Below are 22,931 nucleotides of genomic sequence, written 5' to 3'. Positions count from 1 at the left end.
GAGAGTCGATGTCTGCAGGCGGCAGTAAGAAGGCGATCATCGCGGCGCTGGCGGCCAATGCCGGCATTGCTGCGGCCAAGTTCGTCGGCTTCCTGATCACCGGGAGTTCGTCGATGCTCGCCGAGTCCGTGCACTCGGTGGCGGATACCTCTAACCAGGGCCTGCTGCTTTACGGACAGCGCGCGGCAAGTAAGGAAGCAGATCGCCTGCACCCGTTCGGATATGGGCGTAGCCGATTCTTCTACTCGTTTGTGGTCGCCCTGGTGCTGTTCACCCTTGGTTCGGTCTTCGCGCTGTACGAGGGCTATCACAAGATCCACGCACCCGAGCATCTTCAGTCGCCCATTGTTGCGGTCGTGATCCTGGTGTTGGCGATAGGGCTGGAGGGCTACAGCTTTCGTACCGCGTTCGTGGAGTCCAAACCGCTTAAGGGCAAGGCCAGCTGGTGGCAGTTCATCCGTAACTCACGCAACCCCGAGCTTCCCGTCGTGCTGCTCGAAGACACCGGTGCCCTACTGGGGCTGGCCTTCGCACTGTTTGGCGTGGGCATGACGATCCTGACGGGCGACCCGGTCTGGGACGGGATCGGCACCATGGCGATCGGTGTACTGCTGGGCATCATCGCGATTGTGCTGATGGTTGAGATGAAGAGCCTGCTGATCGGCGAAGGTGCGACCGCGGCGCAGGAGCAGGCGATCCTGGATGCGCTGACCGGAACCGATCACGTCGAACGGGTAATTCATTGCCGTACCCAATATCTGGGCCCGGAGGAGCTGCTGGTCGCGGCCAAGATCGCGATCGCTCCTCACGCGGATCTGCCGCTGGTCGCTGCCACGATTGACGCCGCAGAACGGCGGGTGCGCGAGGCGGTGCCGATCGCGCAGGTGATCTACCTCGAGCCCGATCTGGATCGTTCGACCGTCAATTCTTAGCTAGCCGGTGTGATCAACCATCGTGAGCATGGGGCTTGTGCGAGACTGCCGTAATGCCAGGTAGCGGATTGTGGCGAACGAAGTCTGTCGAACAGTCGATCGCAGACACCGATGAGCCGGAAACAAAGCTCCGTAGGGACCTAACGTGGTGGGACCTCACCGTTTTCGGGGTCTCGGTGGTCATCGGAGCCGGTATCTTCACCGTCACGGCGTCGACTGCGGCCAATGTCACCGGTCCGGCGATCTCGCTCTCCTTCATCATGGCCGCGATCGGGTGCGGTCTGGCCGCCATGTGCTACGCCGAGTTCGCATCGACCATTCCTGTTGCCGGCAGCGCCTATACGTTCTCCTATGCGACGTTCGGCGAGTTCGCCGCCTGGATCCTGGGATGGGACCTCATTCTGGAGTTCTCGGTCGGCGCGGCCACCGTCGCCAAAGGCTGGTCGAGCTATCTGAGCACGGTGTTTGGGTTCTCCAGTGGCGCAGTGCATCTCGGAGCGCTCAAGGTCGACTGGGGTGCATTGCTCATTGTCTCGGTGTTGACGGTGCTGCTCGCTGTCGGCACCAAGCTGTCCTCGCGGGTGTCTCTCGTCATCACCACGGTCAAGGTTCTGGTGGTGCTGCTGGTGATCATCGTCGGGGCCTTCTTCATCAAGGCGTCCAACTACGCCCCGTTCATCCCACCGGCGGAGGCGGGGAGTTCCAGCAGGACCGGACTGGATCAGTCCCTGTTCTCGTTCGTCGCCGGCGGTTCCGGAAGCCAGTACGGCTGGTTCGGGGTGTTAGCGGGCGCGTCGATCGTGTTCTTCGCGTTCATCGGCTTCGATGTCGTCGCCACCACGGCGGAGGAAACACGGAACCCGCAAAAGGATGTGCCGCGCGGCATCATCGCCTCGCTCGTCATCGTCACCGTCCTGTACGTCGCGGTCACAGTGGTGCTCTCCGGGATGGTCAAGTACAGCGATCTGCGAGCAGCTGATTCGCATCCGAACCTGTCCACGGCTTTCCACCTCAACGGTGTCGACTGGGCGGCCAAGGTCATCGCGATCGGCGCGCTGGCCGGGCTGACCACGGTCGTCATGGTGCTGATGCTCGGACAGATCCGGGTCATCTTCGCGATGTGCCGCGACGGACTGTTGCCGCGTGAACTGGCGAGAACCGGATCGCACGGTACGCCGATACGGATCACCCTGATCGTCGGCTTCCTTGTCGCGCTGGCCGCAGCCTTCACCCCGATCGAGGGTCTGGAGGAGATCGTCAATGTCGGCACGCTGTTCGCCTTTGTGCTCGTCTCGGCCGGCGTCATCGTGCTGCGGCGGTCCCGTCCCGACCTACCGCGTGCCTTCCGGGCCCCGGGTGTGCCGTGGCTGCCGATCGTCGCGATCCTGGCGTGCGGATGGCTGATGCTCAACCTTGCCGTGCGCACCTGGATGTTCGCGTTGGCCTGGATGTTCATCGGCGTGATCGTCTACTTCGCCTACAGTCGCCGGCACTCGGTGCTCGGGCTCCGCGTGGCCGTCGAGCAGTAGGCCGCCTCCGTCTCCGTTGGCCCCTTTCTGGGTGACGCGCACCACCAGGCACTTTACAAAACATACTTATTTGTCTAGACAAGCGACGAATCATGTCCTATCGTCAAATCTGTTCGGTGACGCACCTCACGAAGATTTGAACCGAGGAGAAGTGACGATGACGTCAAACCTTGACGCAGCCCACGACCTGCCCGCCGCATGGCGCGACCGCAAGCGCCACATGTGGCTGTACGGCATGATCCCGCCCACCGCGATCTTCATCGCGACGGCTCTTGTCTATGCGATGAACCAGCTCGGGTGGCAGCAGTTCTCGCCATTCTTCTTCTGGATCGGCCCACTGCTGGTGTACGTGCTCCTGCCGCTGCTGGATCTGCGCTTTGGCGCCGACGGCGAGAACGCGCCCGATGAGGTGATGGAGGCGCTGGAGAATGACAAGTACTACCGGTACTGCACCTACATCTTCATCCCGTTCCAGTACGCGAGCTTCTTCCTGGGGGCCTACTACTTCACCGCCACCGACCTGAGTTGGATCGGGTTCGATAACGGCATCAGCTGGATCTCCAAGCTGGGCATCGCACTATCGATCGGTGTGCTCGGCGGAGTCGGCATCAACACTGCCCACGAAATGGGACACAAGAAGGACGAACTGGAGCGCTGGCTCTCGAAGATCACGCTGGCGCAGACGTTCTACGGCCACTTCTACATCGAGCACAACCGTGGACACCACGTGCGCGTCGCGACACCAGAGGACCCGGCCAGCTCGCGATTCGGCGAGACGTTCTGGGGCTTCTGGCCGCGCAGCGTCTGGGGGAGCCTGAAGTCCTCCTGGAACCTTGAGGCCACGCGCATGAAGCGGCTGAATCGCTTTGTGCTGCACCCGAGCAACGACGTGGTGAATGCCTGGCTGATGACGGTGGTGCTGTTCGGGGTCACCATCGCCATCTTCGGTACCGCGGTCATCCCGTACCTGATCATTCAGGCGATCTATGGATTCACCTTCCTCGAGACGGTGAACTACCTGGAGCATTACGGGCTGCTGCGGCAGAAGGTCGCCGGCGGACGGTACGAGCGCTGCACCCCCAAGCACAGCTGGAACTCGGATCACCTGGTGACCAACATCTTCCTGTACCACCTGCAGCGGCACAGCGATCACCACGCCAACCCCACGCGGCGCTATCAGACCCTGCGCAGCATGGACGGCGCTCCGAACCTGCCCAGCGGATACGCGACGATGCTGACGCTGGCGTACTTCCCGCCACTGTGGCGCAAGGTCATGGATCAACGGGTGCTGGATCACTACAACGGCGATATCACCAAGGTGAACGTCCAGCCGGGCAAGCGCGCGAAGATTCTGGCCAAGTACGGCGTGACGGAACAGGCGGCCTGATATGTCCGCGAAAATGTCCCAGTACCGTTGCCCGGTATGTCAGTACGTGTACGACGAGAGCGCGGGGGCCCCTCGCGAGGGGTTCCCGGCCGGGACGGCGTGGTCGGAGGTTCCCGACGACTGGTGCTGCCCCGACTGCGGAGTGCGCGAGAAGATCGATTTTGAGGAAGTAGTAGGAGCGGACTCATGAGCGAGAACGACTACAAGTTGTACGAATGCATGCAGTGCGGATTTCAGTACGACGAGGCCGTGGGTTGGCCGGAGGACGGTATCGAGGCGGGTACGCGCTGGGATGACATTCCCGAGGACTGGAGCTGCCCGGACTGCGGCGCCGCGAAGGCCGACTTCGTGATGGTGGAGATCGCGCGGCCATGACGGCAGGTCTTCGCGCAAGCGGCTCATCCGCGACGGACGCACTGCCGGCGAGGGGCGCATTGACGACAGCGAGCGCCCCTGTCAGGCTCCCCGGTGTGACGCCACGAGTGCCGTACGCCGAGGCCGCGAGGGCGTTGCTTCGTGAATCGGTTCTCGATGCTCTCGGGGATCTGCTGCGGCAGCAGGACTGGTCGGCGGTGACGATGTCCGCGGTGGCTCGTCGGGCCGGTGTCAGTCGGCAGACGCTGTACAACGAGTTCGGCTCCCGGCAGGGCCTGGCCCAGGGGTATGCCCTGCGGTTGGCGCTGCGTCTGGCCGACTCCGTCAACAACGCGATATACGCCAATGTCGGTGATATCCATGGCGCGCTGCATCAGGGATTCGCCGCCTTCTTCGCCGAGAGCGCCGCAGATCCCATGGTCATCGCGCTGCTGACGGGCGAGGCCAAGCCTGAGCTGATGCGCCTGGTGACGGTGGACAGTGCCGTGATCGTGTTACCGGCGTCGGCCCGGCTCACCGAGTCGTTCGCGAACAGCTGGGTGTCCGCCAGTGCGGAGGACGCCGCGATCCTCGCGAGGTCGATTGTGCGGCTGGCGATTAGTTACGTGTCGATGCCGCCGGAATCGGATCATGATGTGGCGCTCGATATGGCGCGCCTGTTGTCCCCGTTCGTCGAGGCCAACGCACTCGCCGACAAGGCCCCCGCAAGCGGGAGTGGCCCCCAGTGACCTGCACGTCCATAAATCTCGCTACCTGATCTAACTATCGATCGCTCGCACGCGCTAACCTGGTGACGGACCCGTGTGTGTCAGTTGAATTGACATGCAAGAAACATTCACGAGACGCGATTGAGGTAGCGATGACCGAGCTGGTAGCCGACGTACGCAACGGCATTGATTACAAGGTGGCCGATCTTTCCGAGGCCGAGTTCGGCCGTAAGGAGATCCGTCTCGCCGAGCATGAGATGCCTGGCCTGATGACGCTGCGTCGGGAGTATGCGGAAGTGTTGCCGCTCAAGGGCGCCCGCATCTCCGGCTCGCTGCATATGACGATCCAGACCGCGGTGCTCATCGAGACGCTTGTCGCGCTCGGGGCCGAGGTGCGCTGGGCGTCCTGCAACATCTTCTCCACCCAGGACCATGCGGCGGCGGCCATCGTGGTCGGCCCCCATGGCACCCCGGAAGAGCCCCAGGGCACCCCGGTCTTCGCCTGGAAGGGCGAGACACTGGAGGAGTACTGGTGGGCCGCCGAGCAGATGCTCACCTGGCCCGGCGAGCCGGCCAACATGATCCTCGACGATGGCGGCGACGCCACCATGCTGGTGCTGCGCGGTGCGCAGTTCGAGCAGGCTGGCGTCGTGCCGCCCGCGGACGAGAACGACTCGGCCGAGTACAAGGTCTTCCTGAACCTGCTGCGTGAGCGGTTCGAGACCGACAAGGACAAGTGGACCAAGATCGCCGCATCGGTCCAGGGCGTCACCGAGGAGACCACCACCGGCGTGCTGCGCCTGTACCAGTTCGCCGCGGCCGGCGAGCTGGCGTTCCCGGCCATCAACGTCAACGACTCGGTGACCAAGAGCAAGTTCGACAACAAGTACGGCACCCGCCACTCGCTGGTCGACGGCATCAACCGCGGCACCGACGTGCTCATCGGCGGCAAGAAGGTCCTCATCTGTGGCTACGGCGATGTCGGCAAGGGCTGCGCGGAGTCCCTCGCGGGTCAGGGCGCTCGCGTGCAGGTCACCGAGATCGATCCGATCAACGCGCTGCAGGCGCTCATGGACGGGTTCGACGTCGTGACCGTCGAGGAGGCCATCGGCAATGCCGACATCGTGGTGACCGCCACCGGTAACTACGACATCATCCTGCTGGACCACATGAAGGCCATGAAGGACCAGGCCATCCTGGGCAATATCGGTCACTTCGACAACGAGATCGATATGGCTGCCCTCGAAAAGTCGGGTGCCACCCGGCTCAACATCAAGCCGCAGGTGGACCTGTGGACCTTCGGAGACTCGGGCAAGTCGATCATCGTGCTGTCCGAGGGCCGTCTGCTCAACCTGGGTAACGCCACGGGCCACCCGTCGTTCGTGATGAGCAACAGCTTCTCCAACCAGGTGATCGCGCAGATCGAGCTGTGGACCAAGAACGACGAGTACGACAACGAGGTCTACCGACTGGCCAAGCACCTGGACGAGAAGGTGGCGCGCATTCACGTCGAGGCTCTCGGCGGCACGCTGACCAAGCTCACCAAGGATCAGGCCGAGTACATCGGTGTGGATGTGGAAGGCCCGTACAAGCCGGAGCACTACCGTTACTGATCTCCGCTGACGCGCGTAAAGGCCCCTTGCACTCCGGTGCCGGGGGCCTTTGCGTAGGCTGACCAGCCGTGGGCCAGCTGATTGCGATCGAGGGTGTCGACGGCGCGGGCAAGCGCACGCTTACCGAGAAGTTGATAGCGCGTTCGAATGCCCAGGGGTTATCCGTTGCGACGCTGGACTTTCCGCGCTATGGACGCTCGGTGCATGCGGACCTGGCCGCCGAGTCGCTCACAGGCGGGCACGGTGATGTGGTGTCCTCCGCGTATGCGATGGGACTGCTGTTCGCGCTGGATCGGCGCGATGCCCTTGAAGCGTTGACGGAGCTGGCGCGCGCCAACGACCTGGTGATCCTGGATCGTTGGGTCGCCTCTAACGCCGCCTATGGTGCGGCGCGACTGCATCAGGATGGCGACGGTGAGATGGCCCGCTGGGTGTATGAGCTCGAATACGAGCGCTTCGGCCTGCCGCACCCCGATTGGCAAGTGTTCCTGAACGTTTCCCCGGAGCTCGCCCAGCAGCGTGCGCGGCAGCGCGAGCAGCAGGACAGCGACCGCACCCGCGACACCTATGAGCGTGATTCGGATCTGCAGTCACGGGTGTCCGCGGCATATGCCGATCTGGCGCAACGTAATTGGGGCGGGCCGTGGGTCGTCACCGACGGCGGCGATCCGGATGCGCTTGCGGAAAAGCTCCTGCACCGGGTGTGAAAATGCGGCGGGTATTCGGCCGAAATGCCGCCCTATCTTCACACTCGACGGATGTGCTTACCACTCACTGGCTTCGGCCTCTTCCTCGCGATCGACATGCCAGCGCACCGATGAGACCGCGGGTTCCATGGACAGGCGGCTCACCGCGGACTCCAGCAGCGAGTCGTTGCGCTCTTCGGCGCTCAGTTTCGCCACGACGCGCACATGCTTGCCGTCTTCGACGTCATAGGACCGCACCGATTGCAGCGCGAATTCCGGCCTGCTGACGGCCTGTACGGTGAGTGCCCGGATATGCGCCTCGGTTTCGTCGGTGGTGGTGACCTCGAAGAGGTACGCCGCGGGTGCGGACTCGCGGCCGATGGCCGGTTGGCGATCCAGCAGATGTCCGAGCGGCCGCAACAGCACATTGGCCAGCACGATGGCCACGGTGCCGACGACCGCGACGTCGTACATCCCGCCGCCGGCCAGCGCGCCCACGGCGGCGGTGGCCCACATGGTGGCGGCGGTGTTCAGCCCGGTGATGGTGGCGCCCTGTTTCATGATCACACCGGCGCCGAGGAAGCCGATACCCGAAACAATCTGTGCCGCAACGCGAGTTGGATCAGCGCCGGGGCCATGGAAGCTGTAGCCACCCATGATGACGAAGAGCGTCGCGCCCAGACACACCAGCGCGTTGGTTCGTAGGCCGGCGTTCTTGGCGCGCCATTGCCGTTCGATCCCGATGACGCAACCCAGGCCAAATCCCAGGGCTACGCGGATGATGACATCCCAATGACTCATGAAGGGTCCTGTTCTCTCGCAGTGGCTTCGAGGTGCACACACATGTGTGGTGCAACAAGAGCGCCTTCGAGCGCGACCCGGGTCTGCGTTAGAAGGCGCTGGGGATACTCGGAGGTTGACTATCAGACATAGTCGCGTCACCTCCTAGGCGTTGGCGCAAAGCGCACATGAACCACTGCTGAACAAAGCGCCATCATTAAACACCTGTCTGCCGGTGACCGGCAAGATGCACCCTCGCTTCGTGGATATCCACGCCACATGGCGAGCGGGACGGCAGGATTGGTGCGTGTTCTTCGACCTGAGTGTGCGAGATTTCCTGGACCGTGCCGAGTTGGTGTACCCCGACCGCATCGGGGTGGTGGACGAGCCGACGCAACCGGCGCCCTCCTGGGGAGCGTTGAGCTATCGACAGCTCGCCGAGCGGGCGCGAGGGCAGGCCGCGGCGCTCGACGATCTCGGCATCGGACCGGGGGAGCGCGTGGCGATCGTCTCGCAGAACAGCGCGCGACTACTCACCTCGTTCTTCGGGGTGTCCGGGTGGGGACGGATCCTGGTGCCCATCAACTTTCGCTTGGCACCCGCCGAGATCGAGTACATCGTCGAGCATTCGCGTGCCTCGGTGCTGATCGTGGATCCGGAGGTGCGCGGCCTGCTGGACACCGTGCGCGCCCCTCACAATTTCGTGCTGGGTGAGGATGATGCCGCGATTTTCGGGGTAACCGGAGAGAAGGAGCCGCCCAACCCGGCTAGCCCTCGGCCGTGGTCGGGTGCTGAATCATCTACTGCCACAATAAATTACACCTCGGGTACCACGAGCCGGCCCAAGGGTGTGCAGCTGACCCATCGCAACATCTGGCTCAACGCCGTTGTCTTCGGCTTGCACGCCACCCTGCGTGATGACGATGTTCTGCTGCACACCTTGCCGATGTTCCACTGCAACGGCTGGGGTTGGCCGTACGCGGCGACCGGAATGGGTGGTCGGCACATCGTGCTGCGCAAGGTCGACGGCGATGAGATCCTGCGGCGCGTCGAGGAACACGGCGTCACCGTGATGTGTGCGGCGCCAACGGTCGTCGATTCCGTGCTGGATGCCGCCGCGCGTTGGCAAGGACCCATTCCCGGACGGGACCGGGTACGGATCATCGTGGCGGGAGCGCCGCCCCCGACGCGCACGATCGCGCGAGTGCGCGCCGAACTCGGCTGGGAGTTCATTCAGATCTATGGACTTACCGAAACCGCACCGCTCATCACGATGAATCGGTTTCGGTCCGAATGGGCAGACCTCGACGACCATCAGCAGGCGCGCATGCTGGGCCGCGCGGGCGCTCCGGCGATCGGGGTGCGGGTGTCGATCGCCGAGGATGGCGAGGTGCTCACCCAGTCGAACACGAATCTGGACGGCTACTGGGACCAGCCGGAGGCCACCACGGAGGCGTTGGCAGGCAATTGGTTTCACACCGGTGACCGCGGATCGATGTCCGATGGTTACCTCAACATCTCGGACCGCAAGAAGGACATCATCATCACTGGTGGCGAGAACGTGTCCTCCATTGAAGTGGAAGACGCGCTGATATCTCATCCCGGGGTTCGGGAGGCAGCGGTCGTCGGCGTGCCCGACGAGAAATGGGGCGAGCTCGTCACGGCGGTCGTGGTGATCGCTGAGGCGGCCCCGGGGGCCGATCCGCCAACGGGGCCCGACCTCGTCGCACACTGCCGGGAGAATCTGGCCGGGTACAAGTGCCCCAAGCGTGTCGAGTTCGTCGACGCTCTACCCAGAACCGCCACCGGCAAGATTCAGAAGTTCAAGGTCCGTGCGCAGCTCGCCGGAGACTAGTTCGCAACTCGCCCCCTTGGTACCCCGGTTTTGTCACGATCTAGTGACACGATGGGATCTATGAGGCAAAGGATCCTTGTTGTCGACGATGACGCGTCATTGGCAGAGATGCTCACCATCGTGTTGCGCGGGGAGGGCTTCGAGACGGCAGTGGTGAGCGACGGTACCCAGGCGCTCACCGCCGTTCGCGAGCTGCGCCCTGATCTGGTTCTGTTGGACCTCATGCTGCCCGGCATGAATGGCATTGACGTATGCCGGGTGCTGCGTTCCGATTCCGGTGTTCCGATCGTCATGCTCACCGCCAAGACCGACACCGTTGACGTGGTGCTCGGTCTGGAGTCCGGCGCCGACGACTACATCATGAAGCCCTTCAAACCCAAGGAACTGGTCGCCCGCATCCGTGCCCGGTTGCGGCGTAACGACGATGAGCCGGCCGAGATGCTGAACATCGCGGGTATCGAGATCGATGTGCCCGCGCACAAGGTGACGCGCGAGGGCGAGCAGATCTCCCTGACGCCGCTGGAGTTCGACCTTCTGGTGGCGCTGGCACGTAAACCGCGCCAGGTGTTTACTCGTGATGTGCTGCTCGAACAGGTGTGGGGTTACCGTCACCCGGCCGATACCCGGCTGGTGAACGTCCACGTGCAGCGGCTGCGGGCGAAGGTCGAGAAGGACCCGGAGAATCCGACCGTGGTGTTGACCGTTCGAGGAGTGGGATATAAGGCCGGACCCCCGTGATCTTCAGCTCGAAGCGGCGCATTCAGCGGCGATCGGCACCACTGATACGCGGACTGAAGGCGCTGAGTCGAGCGGTCGGGTTCACCTGGCGCCGTTCCCTGCAGGTGCGGGTGGTGGTGTCCAATTTGGCGCTGTCCTCCCTGGTCATCCTGATCCTGGGATTTGTGCTCACGAGCCAGGTGACCGATCGCATCCTGGAATCGAAGATTCGGGTCGCGACAGAGGAGATGGAACGTGCGCGGGTCATCGTCAGCGATGACGTCGGCGGCGAGGAAACCCGTTCACTACAAAGCAGCCTGGAGCTGGCCCGTAACCAGCTGCTGAACGGCAGCAAGGGTTCCGAAGGCGGGGGCGCCGGGGCGTTCGACGCGGTCCTGCTGGTTCCCGGTGACGGGCCCCGCGAGGCGACATCGTCGGGGCCGGCCACCCAGATCCCGGGCCCGCTGCGCGAATTCGTGAAGGCCGGCCAGGTCAGTTATCAGTACTCGACCGTGCATACCGAGAGCTTCTCGGGGAAGGCCCTTGTCATCGGTTCGCCGACGACGTCCAAGGTCACCGCGCTCGAGCTGTACCTGGTCTTCCCGCTGTCGAGCGAGGAAAGCACCATTTCGCTGGTGCGCGGAACCATCGTCACCGGCGGTGTGGTGCTGCTGGTGCTCCTGGCCGCCGCCGCACTGCTGGTCGCACGTCAGGTGGTGCTGCCGGTGCGGTCGGCCTCCCGCATTGCGGAGCGGTTCGCCGAAGGACATCTGTCAGAACGCATGCCGGTGCGCGGTGTCGACGATATGGCGCGGCTCGCGGTGTCGTTCAACGATATGGCGGAAAGCCTCTCGCGCGAGATCACCCAGCTAGAAGAGTTCGGAAATCTGCAGCGCCGCTTCACCTCCGACGTCAGCCATGAACTGCGTACCCCACTGACGACGGTGCGGATGGCGGCCGATCTCATCTACGACAACCGTGAGGAGCTCGACCCGGCGCTGCAGCGTTCCGCCGAGCTGATGACTAATGAGCTGGACCGGTTTGAAACGCTGCTGGCCGATCTCCTGGAAATCTCGCGGCACGATGCCGGTGTGGCCGAGCTCGCCGTGGAGCAGGTGGATCTGCGCGACACCGTCAAGACGGTGGTGGCCTCGGTCAAGCACCTGGCCGACGAGCTGGACACCGTGGTAGAGCTGGACATGCCCGACAGCGAGATCATCGCGGAGGTGGATCCCCGCCGCGTGGAACGGATTCTACGTAACCTGGTCGCCAACGCGATCGACCACAGCGAGCACAAGCCCGTCACCATCCGAATGGCCGCCGATATCGACAGCGTTGCCGTCACCGTGCGAGATCACGGGGTGGGTCTGCGTCCCGGTGAGGAAAAACTGGTGTTCAACAGGTTCTGGCGTGCCGACCCGTCGCGCAAGCGTCATTCCGGCGGTACCGGACTGGGGCTGGCGATCAGCGTCGAGGACGCCCGGTTGCATCAGGGACGGCTGGAGGCGTGGGGCGAACCGGGTAAAGGGGCGCTGTTCCGACTGACGGTGCCCTTGGTCCGCGGGCATAAAGTGACGACCAGCCCCCTTCCGTTGAACCCCGTGAGCCGTCCGAGTGCTGGTGTGCGCCGGCCGGTTTCGCGGGGAACGCAACCGGCGGAGCGGGGCACCCAACCGGGGGAGCAGGAGACCACGCCGATGCGGACCTCGGGGGCCAAGGCCGAACACGTGCGAGAGTCGTCCTGATGCGGCGCAGGGTGACCGCGATCCTGACCGCGGTGGCACTCGGGATCACCGGCTGTGCCGGGGTGCCGTCCTCCTCTTCTCCGCAGGCCATCGGAACGGTGCAGCGGCCGCTGCCGCCGGGGGTTCCGGCACCCACGCCGGGAATGGAACCCGAGACGGTTTTGCGCGAGTTCTTGAAGGCCACCGCCGAACCGTCGAACAGGCACCGGGCAGCCCGGCAGTTCCTCACCGAATCCGGCTCGCGGACATGGGATGACGCGGGCGATGCGGTGCTCATCGAGTCGCCGATATTCGCCGACCAACGCGGTGTCGACCGGTGGACGATCAACGTGCGTGCCAACAAGTTGGGCACCTTGTCCGATATCGGGGTGTTCGAGACCGCTCAGGGGGATACCCAAGATCCCCAGTTCACCTTGGTGAAGGTCAACGGTGAGTGGCGAATCGACACGCTACCCAACGGAGTCTTCCTGGACTGGGCGCAGTTTCAGGCCACCTATCGGCGATACACCGTGTACTTCGCGGATCCCGCCGGTCGCACCGTGGTGCCCGATCCGCGCTATGTGGCGGTGAACGACCCCGATTCGCTGGCCACCGAGCTGGTCTACAAACTCCTGTCCGGTCCGCGCCCGGAACTGGCCGGGGCGGTGCGTAATCACCTGAACGGCCTGCGGTTGCGTGGGCCCGTGACACGCGCCGATGGCAGCAGGGTGGACGTGGGGCGTGGCTACGGCGGCGTGCGGGTCGATCTGGAAGGCGAGCTGACACCCGATCAGCGGACCAGGCAGTTCCTTGCCGCGCAGGTGATTTGGACACTGTCGCGCGCCGGTATCGCCGGGCCGTACGTCCTGCAGGTCAATGGTGCTCCGCTGGATGAGCAATTGGCGCAGGGCTGGAGCACGCAGAATGTCGCGTCAACCGACCCCGGTGCTTCCGAGGGTGCGGGAGTGGGCCTCTACGGACTGCTGAATGGGTCGCTGGTGACGGTCGACCGTGACACGGCAGTGCCGGTGCGTGGATCGTTTGGTCAAGTGGGAAGCCAAGTTTCGGCAGCACTATCGCGTAGTGGGCGTCAGGTGGCGTCGGTGATCCGGGTGCAGGCCGGAGAAGATCCGCTGATGTCGATGTGGGTGGGCGCCAACGGTGCGAACGGCAGCGAGGCAGTCGGCGGTAAGACGTTGACCCGCCCGACCTGGGCCCTTGACGACGCGGTATGGGTGGTCATCGATGGTGGCCGGGTGGTCAGGGTCATCCAGGAAGCCACCACGGCCATGGTGGCGGTGTTGCCTGTCGAATCATCGGCGGTGGCACAGAATTACAAGGGGCAGATCACCGAGCTGGCGTTGTCACGCGATGGCACACGTGCCGCCATGATCATCGACGGCCAGGTGATCATGGCGACGGTTGTACAGACCGACAACGGCGATTACGCACTGGTGCACCCGCGCCGTCTCGGTTTCGGCCTCGGAAACTCCGCGGTGTCGCTGGCCTGGCGCACCGGTGACGACATCGTGGTGGCGCGTAACGACGGGTCGCACCTGGTGGCCAACGTGAATCTCGACGGAGTGAATTCCGATCTGGACGACCGCAATCTGCTGACTCCGGTATCGACGATTGTCGCCTCGCCGGCCATCATCTACATCGCCGATGCGCGTGGCGTGCTGCAGCTGACGGGACTGGGCACCCCGGAGGAGCGGTGGATCGAGGTGCGTCCGCTGATGACGCCGCAGGCGATACCCGTGCTGACGGGCTAGTTCTCGGCGATCATCTCCGTGGCGAGCAATGCCTCAGGAATTCCGAAAGCGTCGACCAGAGTGCGCAGATGCGGGCGCAGCTCCTCGCACAGCTGGTTGACACCGCGCCTGATGGCCTTCGCCCGTTCGGTCGAAACATGCCGGTGCATGAGGAACCACGACAGGTCGGTTTCGAGCACGCTGTAGACATACAGATCGCACAGCTTTTCCAGCAGCTCTTGTGCTGATTTGCTGTCGCAGCTGTCGATTGCCTCGATGAACGCCTCCAGCACCACCCGCTCGGTGTGGGCGGAGCCGACCTTGAGGATGTGGTCTTGCGCCGAGTTGAAGACCTCGAACGGATCCTCGTCGTCGGATTGTGCGCGTTGCATCCGGGTGGCCGCGGTGCGCAGCAGATGATCTTCGCGGTTGCGCAGCAGGCGTAGCTGGGTGCCGCGGTTGCTCAGCTCGGATTCCTCGACGTCCTCATCGGAGGAGTCCAGGATGGTCTGGATGACCTGCCGTGCCGCGGAGCGTTCCAGGATCACGTCGCGGGCCATGCCTGCGATAAACCGCGTCCAGCCCACGGCGTTGAGGCCACGCACGTCCTCGCCGTAGGACGATAGGAGTTCCTTGGCCACCAGCTGGGTGAGCACGGTGTTATCGCCCTCGAAGGTGGTGAATACGTCGATGTCGCGCCGCAGAATGGTGAGCTGGTTGGCATCGAGGTACCCGGCGCCGCCGCACGCTTCGCGGCATACGGTGATGGTGTTCTGGGCATGCCAGCTGGTCGTGGCCTTCAAACCCGCTGCGGTGCTTTCCAGCTGACGCTGTCGGTCGCCGTCCACCTCATCTGCGGTCTGTACTTCATGCAGCTCTTCGGTGAGTTCGTTCTGTGCGAACGCGAGCGCGTACGACCGTGCGATCAAGGGCAGAAGCTTGCGTTGATGCACGAGGTAATCGGCGATGATCACTTCGTCGTCGCTGTCCGGAGTGTCGAACTGCTTACGTACCAGGGCATATCGCGACGCGATGGTCAGGGCCTTGCGGGCCGCCGCACCCGAGGTGGCGGCGACGCTGACCCGTCCGCGGATGAGTGTGCCCAGCATGGTGAAGAACCGCTTGTTCTCGTTCTCGATGGGCGAGCTGTACGAGCCATCGGCGGCGACGTCCGCATATTTGTTGAGCAAGTTGGCGCGTGGCACCCGCACGTTGTCGAACACGATGCGCCCGTTGTCGACCCCGGCGAGACCGCCCTTGTATCCGCAGTCGCTGGTGGTGACGCCGGGCAGGTCGTTGCCGTCTGCGTTCCTGATCGGCACCACAAAACAGTGCACTCCGCGGCCGGTGGCCTCCTCGCCGGGCCCGCCGGTGACGAGCTGCGCGAAAACCGCTGCCACGCTGGCATGCTCGGCGGCGCCGCCGATGTAGTCCTTGCGCGCCAGCGAGCCCTCGGAGTTGATGACGAAGTCGCCGGTCTGGCTGTCATAGGTGGCGATGGTCTGCAAGGCCTGGACGTTGGAGCCATGGCCGGTCTCGGTCATGGCGAAACAGCCGAGCACATCGAGGTTGATCAGCGGGACCACGTACTGCTCGTGATGGGTTGCGGTGCCCAGGTTTTCGATCGCGCCGCCGAACAGGCCCCATTGCACACCGGCCTTGACCATGAGCGACAGGTCCGCGTAGCCGAGCATCTCGATGCCGACAATCGCTGCCCCGACATCTCCGGTGCCGCCGTGTTCCTTGCGGAATCCCGCCTGCGGTAAGCCATGGGGAACCAGCTCGCGCATGATCTGCAGTGATCGCGCGCGCGCCTCCTCGAGCGTCAGCGACGGGTTGGGTAGCAGGTCCGCACGGTTCAGGTATTCGCGCGCGGCGTCGCGTATCGGACCGAAACGGCCGTCGAGTGCGACGCGCAGGTTCGAGGTGAGGATGTCGGCATCGGCGGGTGCTGTCCGGGTCTCCATGTATCCGAGCCTAGTCAGATCAGATCGGCGGCAGCGGCGTTCTGCGGCACACCGCGTGCGTTTACCGACCGGTGGTCTAACATACCGACCAGTGGTCTAATCACGGCGTTCGGAAGGAGTTCACGACATGACTATCGCGTTCACCACGGGGGATCCCGCCCAGCGCACGCGCGCATTTGCGCGGGTGATCGGCCCATTCGTCGCCACCGTCACCACCGTCATCGCGATTCGCGTGGGCGGGCCCGGCTTCCTCAGCGACAGCTTCTTCAAAGACCCCATGTGGGCGTGGCTCTTCGGCGCCCTGCTGCTCTTCTGTGGACTGATGATCATCGCCTTCCACCAGTTCTGGAGAGGCCTCGCGCCGGTGATCATCTCGCTGTTCGGCTGGTTTCTGGCACTGCGCGGATTTGTGCTGTTGGCATTTCCTCAGCTGATGCACAGGGGCGTTGACGCCTCGGTGCCCGCGGTCGGCCCGGTCCGTGCCTTCTTCGTGGTCCTGGCGATCATCGGTCTGTACCTGACGTACGTGGGCTGGATGAGGAAGCCCTGACCCATGCCGCGTGTGGTGAAACATCCGGAGGTGCGCCGGATCGAATTGCTCGAGCTGGCGATGTCCCTGTTTCTGGAGCGCGGCTACGAGAAGGTGAGTCTCAACGATCTCATCGCCACCTCCGGGATTTCGAAAGGTGCCTTCTACCACTACTTTTCCTCCAAGGAGGCCTTGGTGTCGGCGCTGGCGGAGCGCAGTGCGGACCAGGCCTTCGAGGCGTTGAGCCCGGTGTTCACCGATCGGGGAATGGGTGCGCTGGAGCGGCTGAACTCAGGCCTGCGCGCCGGCTACGAGGTCAAGATGGCTCTCGGCGCACCGGAGAGCATCGCGGCGATGGTGTCGATGTTGCGGCCGGAGAATCAGTCGCTGCTGCGGAGGATCTCGGGGATCTGGGAGGACAAGTTTCGGCCGGTGCTCACCGAGGTGATCGCGCGAGGGGTTACCGAGGGAGTATTCGAGACATTCGATCCGGAAGGCGTCGGTGACATGATCCAGGGCTTCGCCGCCGCTATGGGTGCCACCGTGCAACGGATCGTCGCTGCGCCCGATGCGCGTGCGCGCGCCGAGGCGATCGACGCCGCGGTTCAGCGTCAGCGGCTCTATGGCGTTGCCACCGACCGGATTCTCGGCCTGCCCGATGGGACGATCGAGGTGCTGGATCGCAGTCAGATCGAGAGGCTCGTCGCGGCACTGCCTCGCAGTTACTAGCTCGGGCGCAGCGGGATGCCCGCATGGATGGCGAATGCGAGGTCCGTGCCGACGGCGAGGCCAAAGGCAACGGCGATCGGCACGCGCCAAGTCGCGTGCGCGCGTGCCGCGCTTACCGCGGTGAGCGTCGCGATCACCACTGCGGCGATGCCGGTAACCACGGCGCCGTACGACGTGAAGAGAACATCCCCGTAGTGGCTCCGGAGCCTGAGCAGTGACGCCAGACCGATGGCATCCAGAACGTTCTCCGCCACGTACGCCTGCCACACCGGCACGAGACCGGCCAGTGCGGCAGCCGAGGTGGCCAGCGCGCACGCCACCAGACGTGAACGCACGCAACCGAAACGGCCGCGAGTCCACATGACTGCGATTGCCAGGATGAGAATGCCCGCGACGGCGGTCGCGACCCCTGGTTGTCCGGCCTCGCTGGACAGTGATGCAAACGAGGGATCGCCGGTCATCCGGCCGATGCCGGTGACGGTGACCGGTCCCGAAGTTCCGATATCCGCGGAGATGCCCCACCACGGTAAGAAACTGAAACCAATGACGAGAAGTGCCAGCGGTCCCGTCATCAATCCCAAGGCTCGTGACGGGATGCTTTCGGTATCGGCGGGGTCTGTCGACATGAGGAGTTGATACCACCACGGCGCAGGTGCGGAACGTGGAAATTGCGTGAAGGTGAGATGTCGGACCCTGCGCGCACAGTTATCGCATGCTCGATCTGATGCTGCCGCTGGCCTGTGGCGGTTGCGGGGCCCCGTCCACCCGCTGGTGTGACGCCTGCGCGTGTGCGTTCACCGCGGAGCCCGTGGTGGTGACGACGCGGGTCGATCCGGGTGTACCCGTCCTGTCCCTCGGGCGGTACGCGGGTGCTCGGCGACAGGCCATCGTGACAATGAAGGACCGCGGTCGCCGCGACCTCACGGCTCCGCTGGGGGCGGCGCTGGCACGGGGAGTGGATCAGCTGCTGCGCTGGCACCTTGTCGAGCGGCCGGTGACTTTGGTTCCGGCGCCCACTCGGTGGATTGCGGCGCGCGGACGCGGCGGAGACCCGGTGACGGCCGTAGCGATGGCCGCCACCCGGATTCCGGGCGTGCACGTCGCGTCACTGCTGCGGATGAAGATGGGTGCGCGAGATTCCGTCGGACTGTCCATTTCCGCCCGGCAGCACAACGTGGCCGGACGTGTCGCACTGCGCCGGGTCCCGCGGCCGGGCACCGAATTGGTGCTGGTCGACGATGTCGTGACCACCGGGGCCACCGTTGCCGAATCGGTGAGAGTGTTGAAATTCGCAGGATTTCGGGTCGCTGCCGTGCTCACGCTGACGTACGCCTAAAGATCGTATGACGATCTCGAAACGACTCTCCCGAATTGGTGGCAAGGCGAGTGAACACGGACTACCGTCGGGGCCAACAAGCTATGAACGTTCCGCGTGTGGGCGGTTGAACCGCTCGCCAACACGGAACGCCTGCGTCCCATTCGGCGGAGGAGGTGGTTACCAACACCAGCGCCGGCGGGCTGCCGTCTCAGAGTTTCAGGCGACTCCGGCGTACTTCAAACATCAAACATGCGCGTCGCCAACGTCTTTAGTCCCTAGCGGATGGGTTGAGCGCAGGCGCACTCTCAGTACCGGAGGTATGAGTTGTCAAGCACATCAAAGGCATCCGTTGCTATCGAGGACGGGGAGCGGACGGCCCAAGCCGATATCGTGGTCAAGGGTCGAAACGTAGATATCCCCGATCATTTCCGAATTTTTGTGAACGACAAACTGTCCCGTCTGGAACGGTACGACAAAACCGTTTACCTCTTTGATGTAGAACTCGAACACGAAAAGAACCGTCGCCAGAAGAAGGTCTGTCAGCGCGTGGAGATCACCGCGCGGGGCCGGGGACCGGTCGTCCGGGGCGAGGCGTGTGCCGACACGTTCCACAGTGCGCTCGAAGCGGCCGTTGCCAAGCTGGAGAGCCGATTGCGCCGAGGCCGTGACCGCCGCAAGGTTCACTACGGAGATAAGACGCCGGTATCGCTCGCCGAGGCCACCAAGGTTCTGCCCGCTGATGCTTTCACGCCTCCCGCCGCGGTGAATGGTGCACACAGTCACAACGGTGCCGAGATCGATGACGGACACGGCCCGGGTCAGATCGTGCGGACCAAGGAACACCCCGCCAAACCGATGACGGTTGACGACGCGCTCTACGAGATGGAACTGGTTGGTCACGACTTTTTCCTGTTCCATGACGAATCCTCCGGTTGCCCGTCCGTGGTGTATCGGAGACACGCGTACGACTACGGCCTGATACGCCTCGGGGAGTAGTAGGGCGCGCGGTCAGCCGCGCAAAGGGCCCCCGCACTCAGGTCTGGTGCGGGGGCCCTTTCACGTCGCATACTTCCTCCGTGAGTACCGCCCGGCGAAACCTCTGTGCTTTATACGGCGCGATCGCACTGATCGCCTTGGTTGCCACCTGGTGGCACAACATCGCGTACATCTCGTCCGGCGGGAAGCTGGTTGATGTCGTGACCAGTGCGTATGCAAATCACGTCGCCGGCTCACTCACGAATGACCTGATGCTGCTCACGATCGCCGCCCTCGTCCTCATGGTTGTCGAGACCCGACGGTTGGGTATCCCGCACATCTGGGTGTACGTCGCGCTCTGCTTCCTTGTCGCCATCAGCGTCGCGTTTCCGTTGTTCCTCATCGCCCGCGAGCGGCGCCTGGCGGCGCTGGCGGATGGCACGACCGCCGCCCAAGAGTGACTGCTCGGGGAAGCTGGTGCGGGCGACGCCTACGATGGGACTCGCTGAAGTCTGACAAGTCCTAACGAGTACAGGGGATATTGACGTGCTGTCGAAGTTGCTGCGCCTTGGTGAAGGTCGCATGGTCAAGCGTCTCAAGGGCGTGGCCGATTACGTCAATACCCTGTCCGATGACGTCGAGAAGCTCTCCGATGCCGAGCTGCGGGGCAAGACCGGCGAGTTCAAGGCACGCCTGGAGAAGGGCGAGACCCTCGATGACCTGATGCCCGAGGCCTTCGCCGTCGCGCGCGAGGCCTCCTGGCGGGTGCTGAGCCAGCGCCACTTCGATGTCCAGGTGATGGGTGGCGCCGCGCTGCATGCCGGGAATGTCGCCGAGATGAAGACCGGTGAGGGCAAGACCCTTACCTGTGTGCTGCCGGCATACCTCAATGCGCTGGCCGGGAAGGGCACGCATGTCGTGACCGTCAACGACTACCTGGCCAAGCGTGACTCGGAGTGGATGGGCCGCGTGCACCGCTTCCTCGGCCTGGAAGTCGACGTGATCTTGTCGCAGATGAACCCGCAGGAGCGGCGCGCGGCCTACAACGCCGACATCACCTACGGCACCAACAACGAGTTCGGCTTCGACTACCTGCGCGACAACATGACCCACTCGCTCGACGAGCTGGTGCAGCGCGGACATGCCTACGCCATCGTCGACGAGGTCGACTCGATCCTCATCGACGAGGCCCGTACCCCGCTCATCATCTCCGGCCCGGCGGACGGGGCATCGAACTGGTACCCCGAGTTCGCACGGATTGTCCCGCTGATGGAGAAGGACACCCATTACGAGGTGGACATCCGCAAGCGCACCATCGGTATCCACGAGGTCGGGGTGGAGTTCGTCGAGGACCAACTCGGTATCGACAACCTGTATGAGGCGGCCAACTCGCCGCTGGTGAGCTACCTCAACAACGCCATCAAGGCCAAGGAGCTGTTCAACCGGGATAAGGACTACATCGTCCGCGACGGCGAGGTGCTGATCGTCGATGAGTTCACCGGTCGCGTGCTGCTGGGCCGGCGCTACAACGAGGGTATGCACCAGGCCATCGAGGCCAAGGAGCGCGTGGAGATCAAGGCCGAGAACCAGACGCTGGCCACCATCACCCTGCAGAACTACTTCCGTCTCTACGACAAGCTCGCCGGTATGACCGGTACCGCCCAGACCGAGGCGGCCGAGCTGCACGAGATCTACAAGCTCGGTGTCGTGTCGATCCCCACCAACCGGCCGATGGTGCGCAAGGACCAATCCGATCTCATCTACAAGACCGAGGAAGCCAAGTACATCGCGGTCGTCGACGATGTGGTGGAGCGGTACGAGGCCGGCCAGCCCGTCCTGATCGGTACCACGAGTGTTGAGCGCTCCGAGTACCTTTCGCGGCAGTTCACCAAGCGCCGCGTTCCGCACAATGTGCTCAACGCCAAGTATCACGAGCAGGAAGCCCGCATCATCGCCGAGGCCGGGCGCCGGGGGGCCATCACGGTGGCCACCAACATGGCCGGCCGCGGTACCGACATCGTGCTGGGCGGTAACCCGGACTTCTTGGCGGACACGCATCTTCGCGAACAGGGCCTGGACCCGGTGGAGACCCCGGACGAGTACCAAGACGCCTGGGACGCGACGCTGCAGAAGTTCAAGGATGCCGCCGAGACCGAGGCCAAGGAGGTCCAGGAGGCCGGAGGCCTGTACGTGCTGGGCACCGAACGGCACGAGTCGCGTCGTATCGACAACCAGCTGCGCGGTCGTTCCGGACGTCAGGGCGACCCGGGTGAGTCTCGCTTCTACCTGTCGCTGGGCGACGAGTTGATGCGACGCTTCAATGGCGCTGCGCTGGAAACGATTTTGACGCGCATGAACGTCCCCGACGACGTGCCGATCGAGGCCAAGATGGTCACCAGCGCCATCAAGAGCGCGCAGACCCAGGTGGAGCAGCAGAACTTCGAGGTCCGCAAGAACGTCCTCAAGTACGACGAGGTGATGAACCTGCAGCGCAAGGTCATCTACGCCGAGCGTCGTCGCATCCTCGACGGCGAGGATCTGCAGCCGCAGATCGAAGAGATGATCACCGACACCATCGCCGCCTACGTCGACGGTGCCACTGCCGACGGCTACCACGAGGACTGGGACTTCGAAGCGTTGTGGACCGCGCTCAAGACGCTGTACCCCGTGAGCCTGAATCCCGAGGAACTCATCGCATCCGACACCTATGGTGAGGCCGATGAGCTGAGCCCCGCCGACCTCAAGTTGGCCCTGCTCGACGACGCCAAGAAGGCTTACACGGCAAGGGAAGCCGAGATCGACGGGCTGGCAGGCGAGGGCTCGATGCGCCAGCTGGAGCGCAACATCCTGCTCAGCGTGATCGACCGCAAGTGGCGCGAGCACCTCTACGAGATGGACTACCTCAAGGAGGGCATCGGCCTGCGGGCGATGGCGCAGCGCGATCCGCTGGTGGAGTACCAGCGCGAGGGCTACGACATGTTCACCGCCATGCTCGACGGCCTCAAGGAGGAGTCGGTCGGCTTCCTGTTCAATATCAACGTCGAGGTAACGTCGCCCGCGGAAGACGCGGCCGGAACCGTTGCCCCCCAGGCCGCGCCCGAAGGGTTGGCCGAGTTTGCTTCCGCCGCCGCGCAAGCCGCGCAGGGTGAGCTGCGGGCGAAGGGGCTCGAGGAGTCCACGCCGGAGCTGACGTACTCGGGGCCGGCGGAAGACGGTTCAGCGCAATCCCGGCATGAAGCCGGCGGCGCTGACTCGGCCTCGGGCGGTGGCACGCGTCGTGAGCGTCGGGAAGCGGCACGCAATGCGGGCCGCACCTCCAAGCCGCCGCGGTCACGCCGCAAGCGCTAGCGGCGGTCT

Annotated in this window: 21 protein-coding genes; 18 read left to right on the top strand and 3 right to left on the bottom strand. The window is 64.1% G+C overall.

Annotation, left to right across the window (positions count from 1 at the left end):
- Positions 1-8: 8 nt before the first annotated feature.
- The 8 genes from DSM43276_RS17010 (at position 9) to DSM43276_RS16975 (ending at position 7,250) form a co-directional block, all read left to right on the top strand.
- On the top strand, positions 9-932 hold the full coding sequence (locus DSM43276_RS17010; protein WP_078330864.1) for a cation diffusion facilitator family transporter: 924 nt from the start codon (positions 9-11) through the stop codon (positions 930-932).
- A 53-nt stretch (positions 933-985) separates the two neighbouring features.
- Positions 986-2,461, top strand: a complete 1,476-nt coding sequence (locus DSM43276_RS17005; RefSeq protein ID WP_078330865.1) for an amino acid permease — start codon at positions 986-988, stop codon at positions 2,459-2,461.
- Positions 2,462-2,618: 157 nt separating this feature from the next.
- Positions 2,619-3,848: an alkane 1-monooxygenase gene (locus tag DSM43276_RS17000; protein WP_078330866.1), complete on the top strand. Its 1,230-nt coding sequence runs from the start codon at positions 2,619-2,621 to the stop codon at positions 3,846-3,848.
- 13 nt (positions 3,849-3,861) lie between these two features.
- On the top strand, positions 3,862-4,038 hold the full coding sequence (locus tag DSM43276_RS16995; RefSeq protein ID WP_078296646.1) for a rubredoxin: 177 nt from the start codon (positions 3,862-3,864) through the stop codon (positions 4,036-4,038).
- Positions 4,035-4,223 carry a rubredoxin gene (locus tag DSM43276_RS16990; RefSeq protein WP_078292346.1) on the top strand — a complete coding sequence of 63 codons (189 nt, stop codon included), beginning with the start codon at positions 4,035-4,037 and terminating at the stop codon, positions 4,221-4,223. The genes DSM43276_RS16995 and DSM43276_RS16990 overlap by 4 nt, the downstream gene beginning before the upstream one ends.
- Before the next feature lie 107 nt (positions 4,224-4,330).
- Positions 4,331-4,951 carry a TetR/AcrR family transcriptional regulator gene (locus DSM43276_RS16985; RefSeq protein WP_078330942.1) on the top strand — a complete coding sequence of 207 codons (621 nt, stop codon included), beginning with the start codon at positions 4,331-4,333 and terminating at the stop codon, positions 4,949-4,951.
- Between the two features lie 131 nt (positions 4,952-5,082).
- Positions 5,083-6,543 carry an adenosylhomocysteinase gene (gene ahcY, locus DSM43276_RS16980; protein WP_078330867.1) on the top strand — a complete coding sequence of 487 codons (1,461 nt, stop codon included), beginning with the start codon at positions 5,083-5,085 and terminating at the stop codon, positions 6,541-6,543.
- 68 nt (positions 6,544-6,611) lie between these two features.
- Positions 6,612-7,250, top strand: a complete 639-nt coding sequence (locus DSM43276_RS16975) for a dTMP kinase (RefSeq protein WP_078330868.1) — start codon at positions 6,612-6,614, stop codon at positions 7,248-7,250.
- A gap of 57 nt (positions 7,251-7,307) precedes the next feature.
- Here DSM43276_RS16975 and DSM43276_RS16970 read toward each other — a convergent pair whose 3' ends face one another.
- Complete coding sequence (locus tag DSM43276_RS16970; RefSeq protein ID WP_078323748.1) at positions 7,308-8,030, bottom strand: MgtC/SapB family protein; 723 nt, start codon at positions 8,028-8,030, stop codon at positions 7,308-7,310.
- A 286-nt stretch (positions 8,031-8,316) separates the two neighbouring features.
- On the opposite strand from DSM43276_RS16970, the gene DSM43276_RS16965 reads away from it, so the two are divergent.
- From DSM43276_RS16965 to lpqB, 4 genes are read left to right on the top strand one after another with little or no spacing between them, the layout of a single operon-like run.
- Positions 8,317-9,864 (top strand): AMP-binding protein, encoded by a 1,548-nt coding sequence (locus DSM43276_RS16965; protein ID WP_078330943.1) that lies wholly within the window; start codon positions 8,317-8,319, stop codon positions 9,862-9,864.
- 51 nt (positions 9,865-9,915) lie between these two features.
- The gene (gene mtrA, locus DSM43276_RS16960; RefSeq protein WP_078323749.1) at positions 9,916-10,602 is read left to right on the top strand and encodes a two-component system response regulator MtrA; all 687 of its coding nucleotides are present in this window, start codon (positions 9,916-9,918) and stop codon (positions 10,600-10,602) included.
- Positions 10,599-12,326, top strand: a complete 1,728-nt coding sequence (mtrB, locus tag DSM43276_RS16955; protein ID WP_078330869.1) for an MtrAB system histidine kinase MtrB — start codon at positions 10,599-10,601, stop codon at positions 12,324-12,326. Before mtrA ends, mtrB begins: the two co-directional genes overlap by 4 nt.
- On the top strand, positions 12,326-14,077 hold the full coding sequence (gene lpqB, locus DSM43276_RS16950; protein ID WP_078330870.1) for an MtrAB system accessory lipoprotein LpqB: 1,752 nt from the start codon (positions 12,326-12,328) through the stop codon (positions 14,075-14,077). The genes mtrB and lpqB overlap by 1 nt, the downstream gene beginning before the upstream one ends.
- On the opposite strand, the gene DSM43276_RS16945 is transcribed toward lpqB, so the two are convergent.
- On the bottom strand, positions 14,074-16,023 hold the full coding sequence (locus DSM43276_RS16945; RefSeq protein WP_078330871.1) for an acyl-CoA dehydrogenase family protein: 1,950 nt from the start codon (positions 16,021-16,023) through the stop codon (positions 14,074-14,076). The two genes, lpqB and DSM43276_RS16945, sit on opposite strands and share 4 nt — an antisense overlap.
- Positions 16,024-16,150: 127 nt before the next feature.
- Between DSM43276_RS16945 and DSM43276_RS16940 the strand changes: the two genes are divergently transcribed.
- Positions 16,151-16,573 carry a hypothetical protein gene (locus tag DSM43276_RS16940; RefSeq protein ID WP_078330872.1) on the top strand — a complete coding sequence of 141 codons (423 nt, stop codon included), beginning with the start codon at positions 16,151-16,153 and terminating at the stop codon, positions 16,571-16,573.
- Between the two features lie 3 nt (positions 16,574-16,576).
- Positions 16,577-17,281: a TetR/AcrR family transcriptional regulator gene (locus DSM43276_RS16935; RefSeq protein WP_078330873.1), complete on the top strand. Its 705-nt coding sequence runs from the start codon at positions 16,577-16,579 to the stop codon at positions 17,279-17,281.
- Here DSM43276_RS16935 and DSM43276_RS16930 read toward each other — a convergent pair.
- Entirely contained in the window at positions 17,278-17,907 is a 630-nt protein-coding gene (locus tag DSM43276_RS16930; protein ID WP_136629115.1) for a hypothetical protein, read from the bottom strand. The two genes, DSM43276_RS16935 and DSM43276_RS16930, sit on opposite strands and share 4 nt — an antisense overlap.
- An 86-nt stretch (positions 17,908-17,993) precedes the next feature.
- On the opposite strand from DSM43276_RS16930, the gene DSM43276_RS16925 reads away from it, so the two are divergent.
- From DSM43276_RS16925 to secA, 4 genes are all read left to right on the top strand, one after another.
- Entirely contained in the window at positions 17,994-18,617 is a 624-nt protein-coding gene (locus DSM43276_RS16925) for a ComF family protein (protein WP_078330875.1), read from the top strand.
- A 306-nt stretch (positions 18,618-18,923) separates the two neighbouring features.
- Complete coding sequence (hpf, locus tag DSM43276_RS16920; RefSeq protein ID WP_078330876.1) at positions 18,924-19,595, top strand: ribosome hibernation-promoting factor, HPF/YfiA family; 672 nt, start codon at positions 18,924-18,926, stop codon at positions 19,593-19,595.
- 80 nt (positions 19,596-19,675) lie between these two features.
- Positions 19,676-20,035, top strand: a complete 360-nt coding sequence (locus tag DSM43276_RS16915) for a DUF2834 domain-containing protein (protein ID WP_078330877.1) — start codon at positions 19,676-19,678, stop codon at positions 20,033-20,035.
- A gap of 85 nt (positions 20,036-20,120) precedes the next feature.
- Positions 20,121-22,922, top strand: a complete 2,802-nt coding sequence (secA, locus tag DSM43276_RS16910) for a preprotein translocase subunit SecA (protein WP_078330878.1) — start codon at positions 20,121-20,123, stop codon at positions 22,920-22,922.
- The last annotated feature ends 9 nt before the right edge of the window (positions 22,923-22,931 follow it).

It is taken from the genome of Mycobacteroides salmoniphilum (assembly GCF_004924335.1).
GTDB classification, from domain to species: Bacteria; Actinomycetota; Actinomycetes; order Mycobacteriales; family Mycobacteriaceae; genus Mycobacterium; species Mycobacterium salmoniphilum.
The sequence above is the reverse complement of the archived record's forward strand: the minus strand, read 5'-3'. Positions and strand labels throughout refer to the sequence as shown.

Coding starts and splice junctions, on each gene's coding strand:
- DSM43276_RS16970 (WP_078323748.1), bottom strand. CDS start 8,030: ATGAGTCATTGGGATGTCATCATCCGCGTAGCCCTGGGATTTGGCCTG.
- DSM43276_RS16995 (WP_078296646.1), top strand. CDS start 3,862: ATGTCCCAGTACCGTTGCCCGGTATGTCAGTACGTGTACGACGAGAGC.
- DSM43276_RS16930 (WP_136629115.1), bottom strand. CDS start 17,907: ATGTCGACAGACCCCGCCGATACCGAAAGCATCCCGTCACGAGCCTTG.
- lpqB (WP_078330870.1), top strand. CDS start 12,326: ATGCGGCGCAGGGTGACCGCGATCCTGACCGCGGTGGCACTCGGGATC.
- DSM43276_RS16990 (WP_078292346.1), top strand. CDS start 4,035: ATGAGCGAGAACGACTACAAGTTGTACGAATGCATGCAGTGCGGATTT.
- DSM43276_RS16945 (WP_078330871.1), bottom strand. CDS start 16,023: ATGGAGACCCGGACAGCACCCGCCGATGCCGACATCCTCACCTCGAAC.
- DSM43276_RS16925 (WP_078330875.1), top strand. CDS start 17,994: ATGCTCGATCTGATGCTGCCGCTGGCCTGTGGCGGTTGCGGGGCCCCG.
- DSM43276_RS16940 (WP_078330872.1), top strand. CDS start 16,151: ATGACTATCGCGTTCACCACGGGGGATCCCGCCCAGCGCACGCGCGCA.
- ahcY (WP_078330867.1), top strand. CDS start 5,083: ATGACCGAGCTGGTAGCCGACGTACGCAACGGCATTGATTACAAGGTG.
- DSM43276_RS17010 (WP_078330864.1), top strand. CDS start 9: ATGTCTGCAGGCGGCAGTAAGAAGGCGATCATCGCGGCGCTGGCGGCC.
- DSM43276_RS17000 (WP_078330866.1), top strand. CDS start 2,619: ATGACGTCAAACCTTGACGCAGCCCACGACCTGCCCGCCGCATGGCGC.
- mtrA (WP_078323749.1), top strand. CDS start 9,916: ATGGGATCTATGAGGCAAAGGATCCTTGTTGTCGACGATGACGCGTCA.
- DSM43276_RS17005 (WP_078330865.1), top strand. CDS start 986: ATGCCAGGTAGCGGATTGTGGCGAACGAAGTCTGTCGAACAGTCGATC.
- DSM43276_RS16935 (WP_078330873.1), top strand. CDS start 16,577: ATGCCGCGTGTGGTGAAACATCCGGAGGTGCGCCGGATCGAATTGCTC.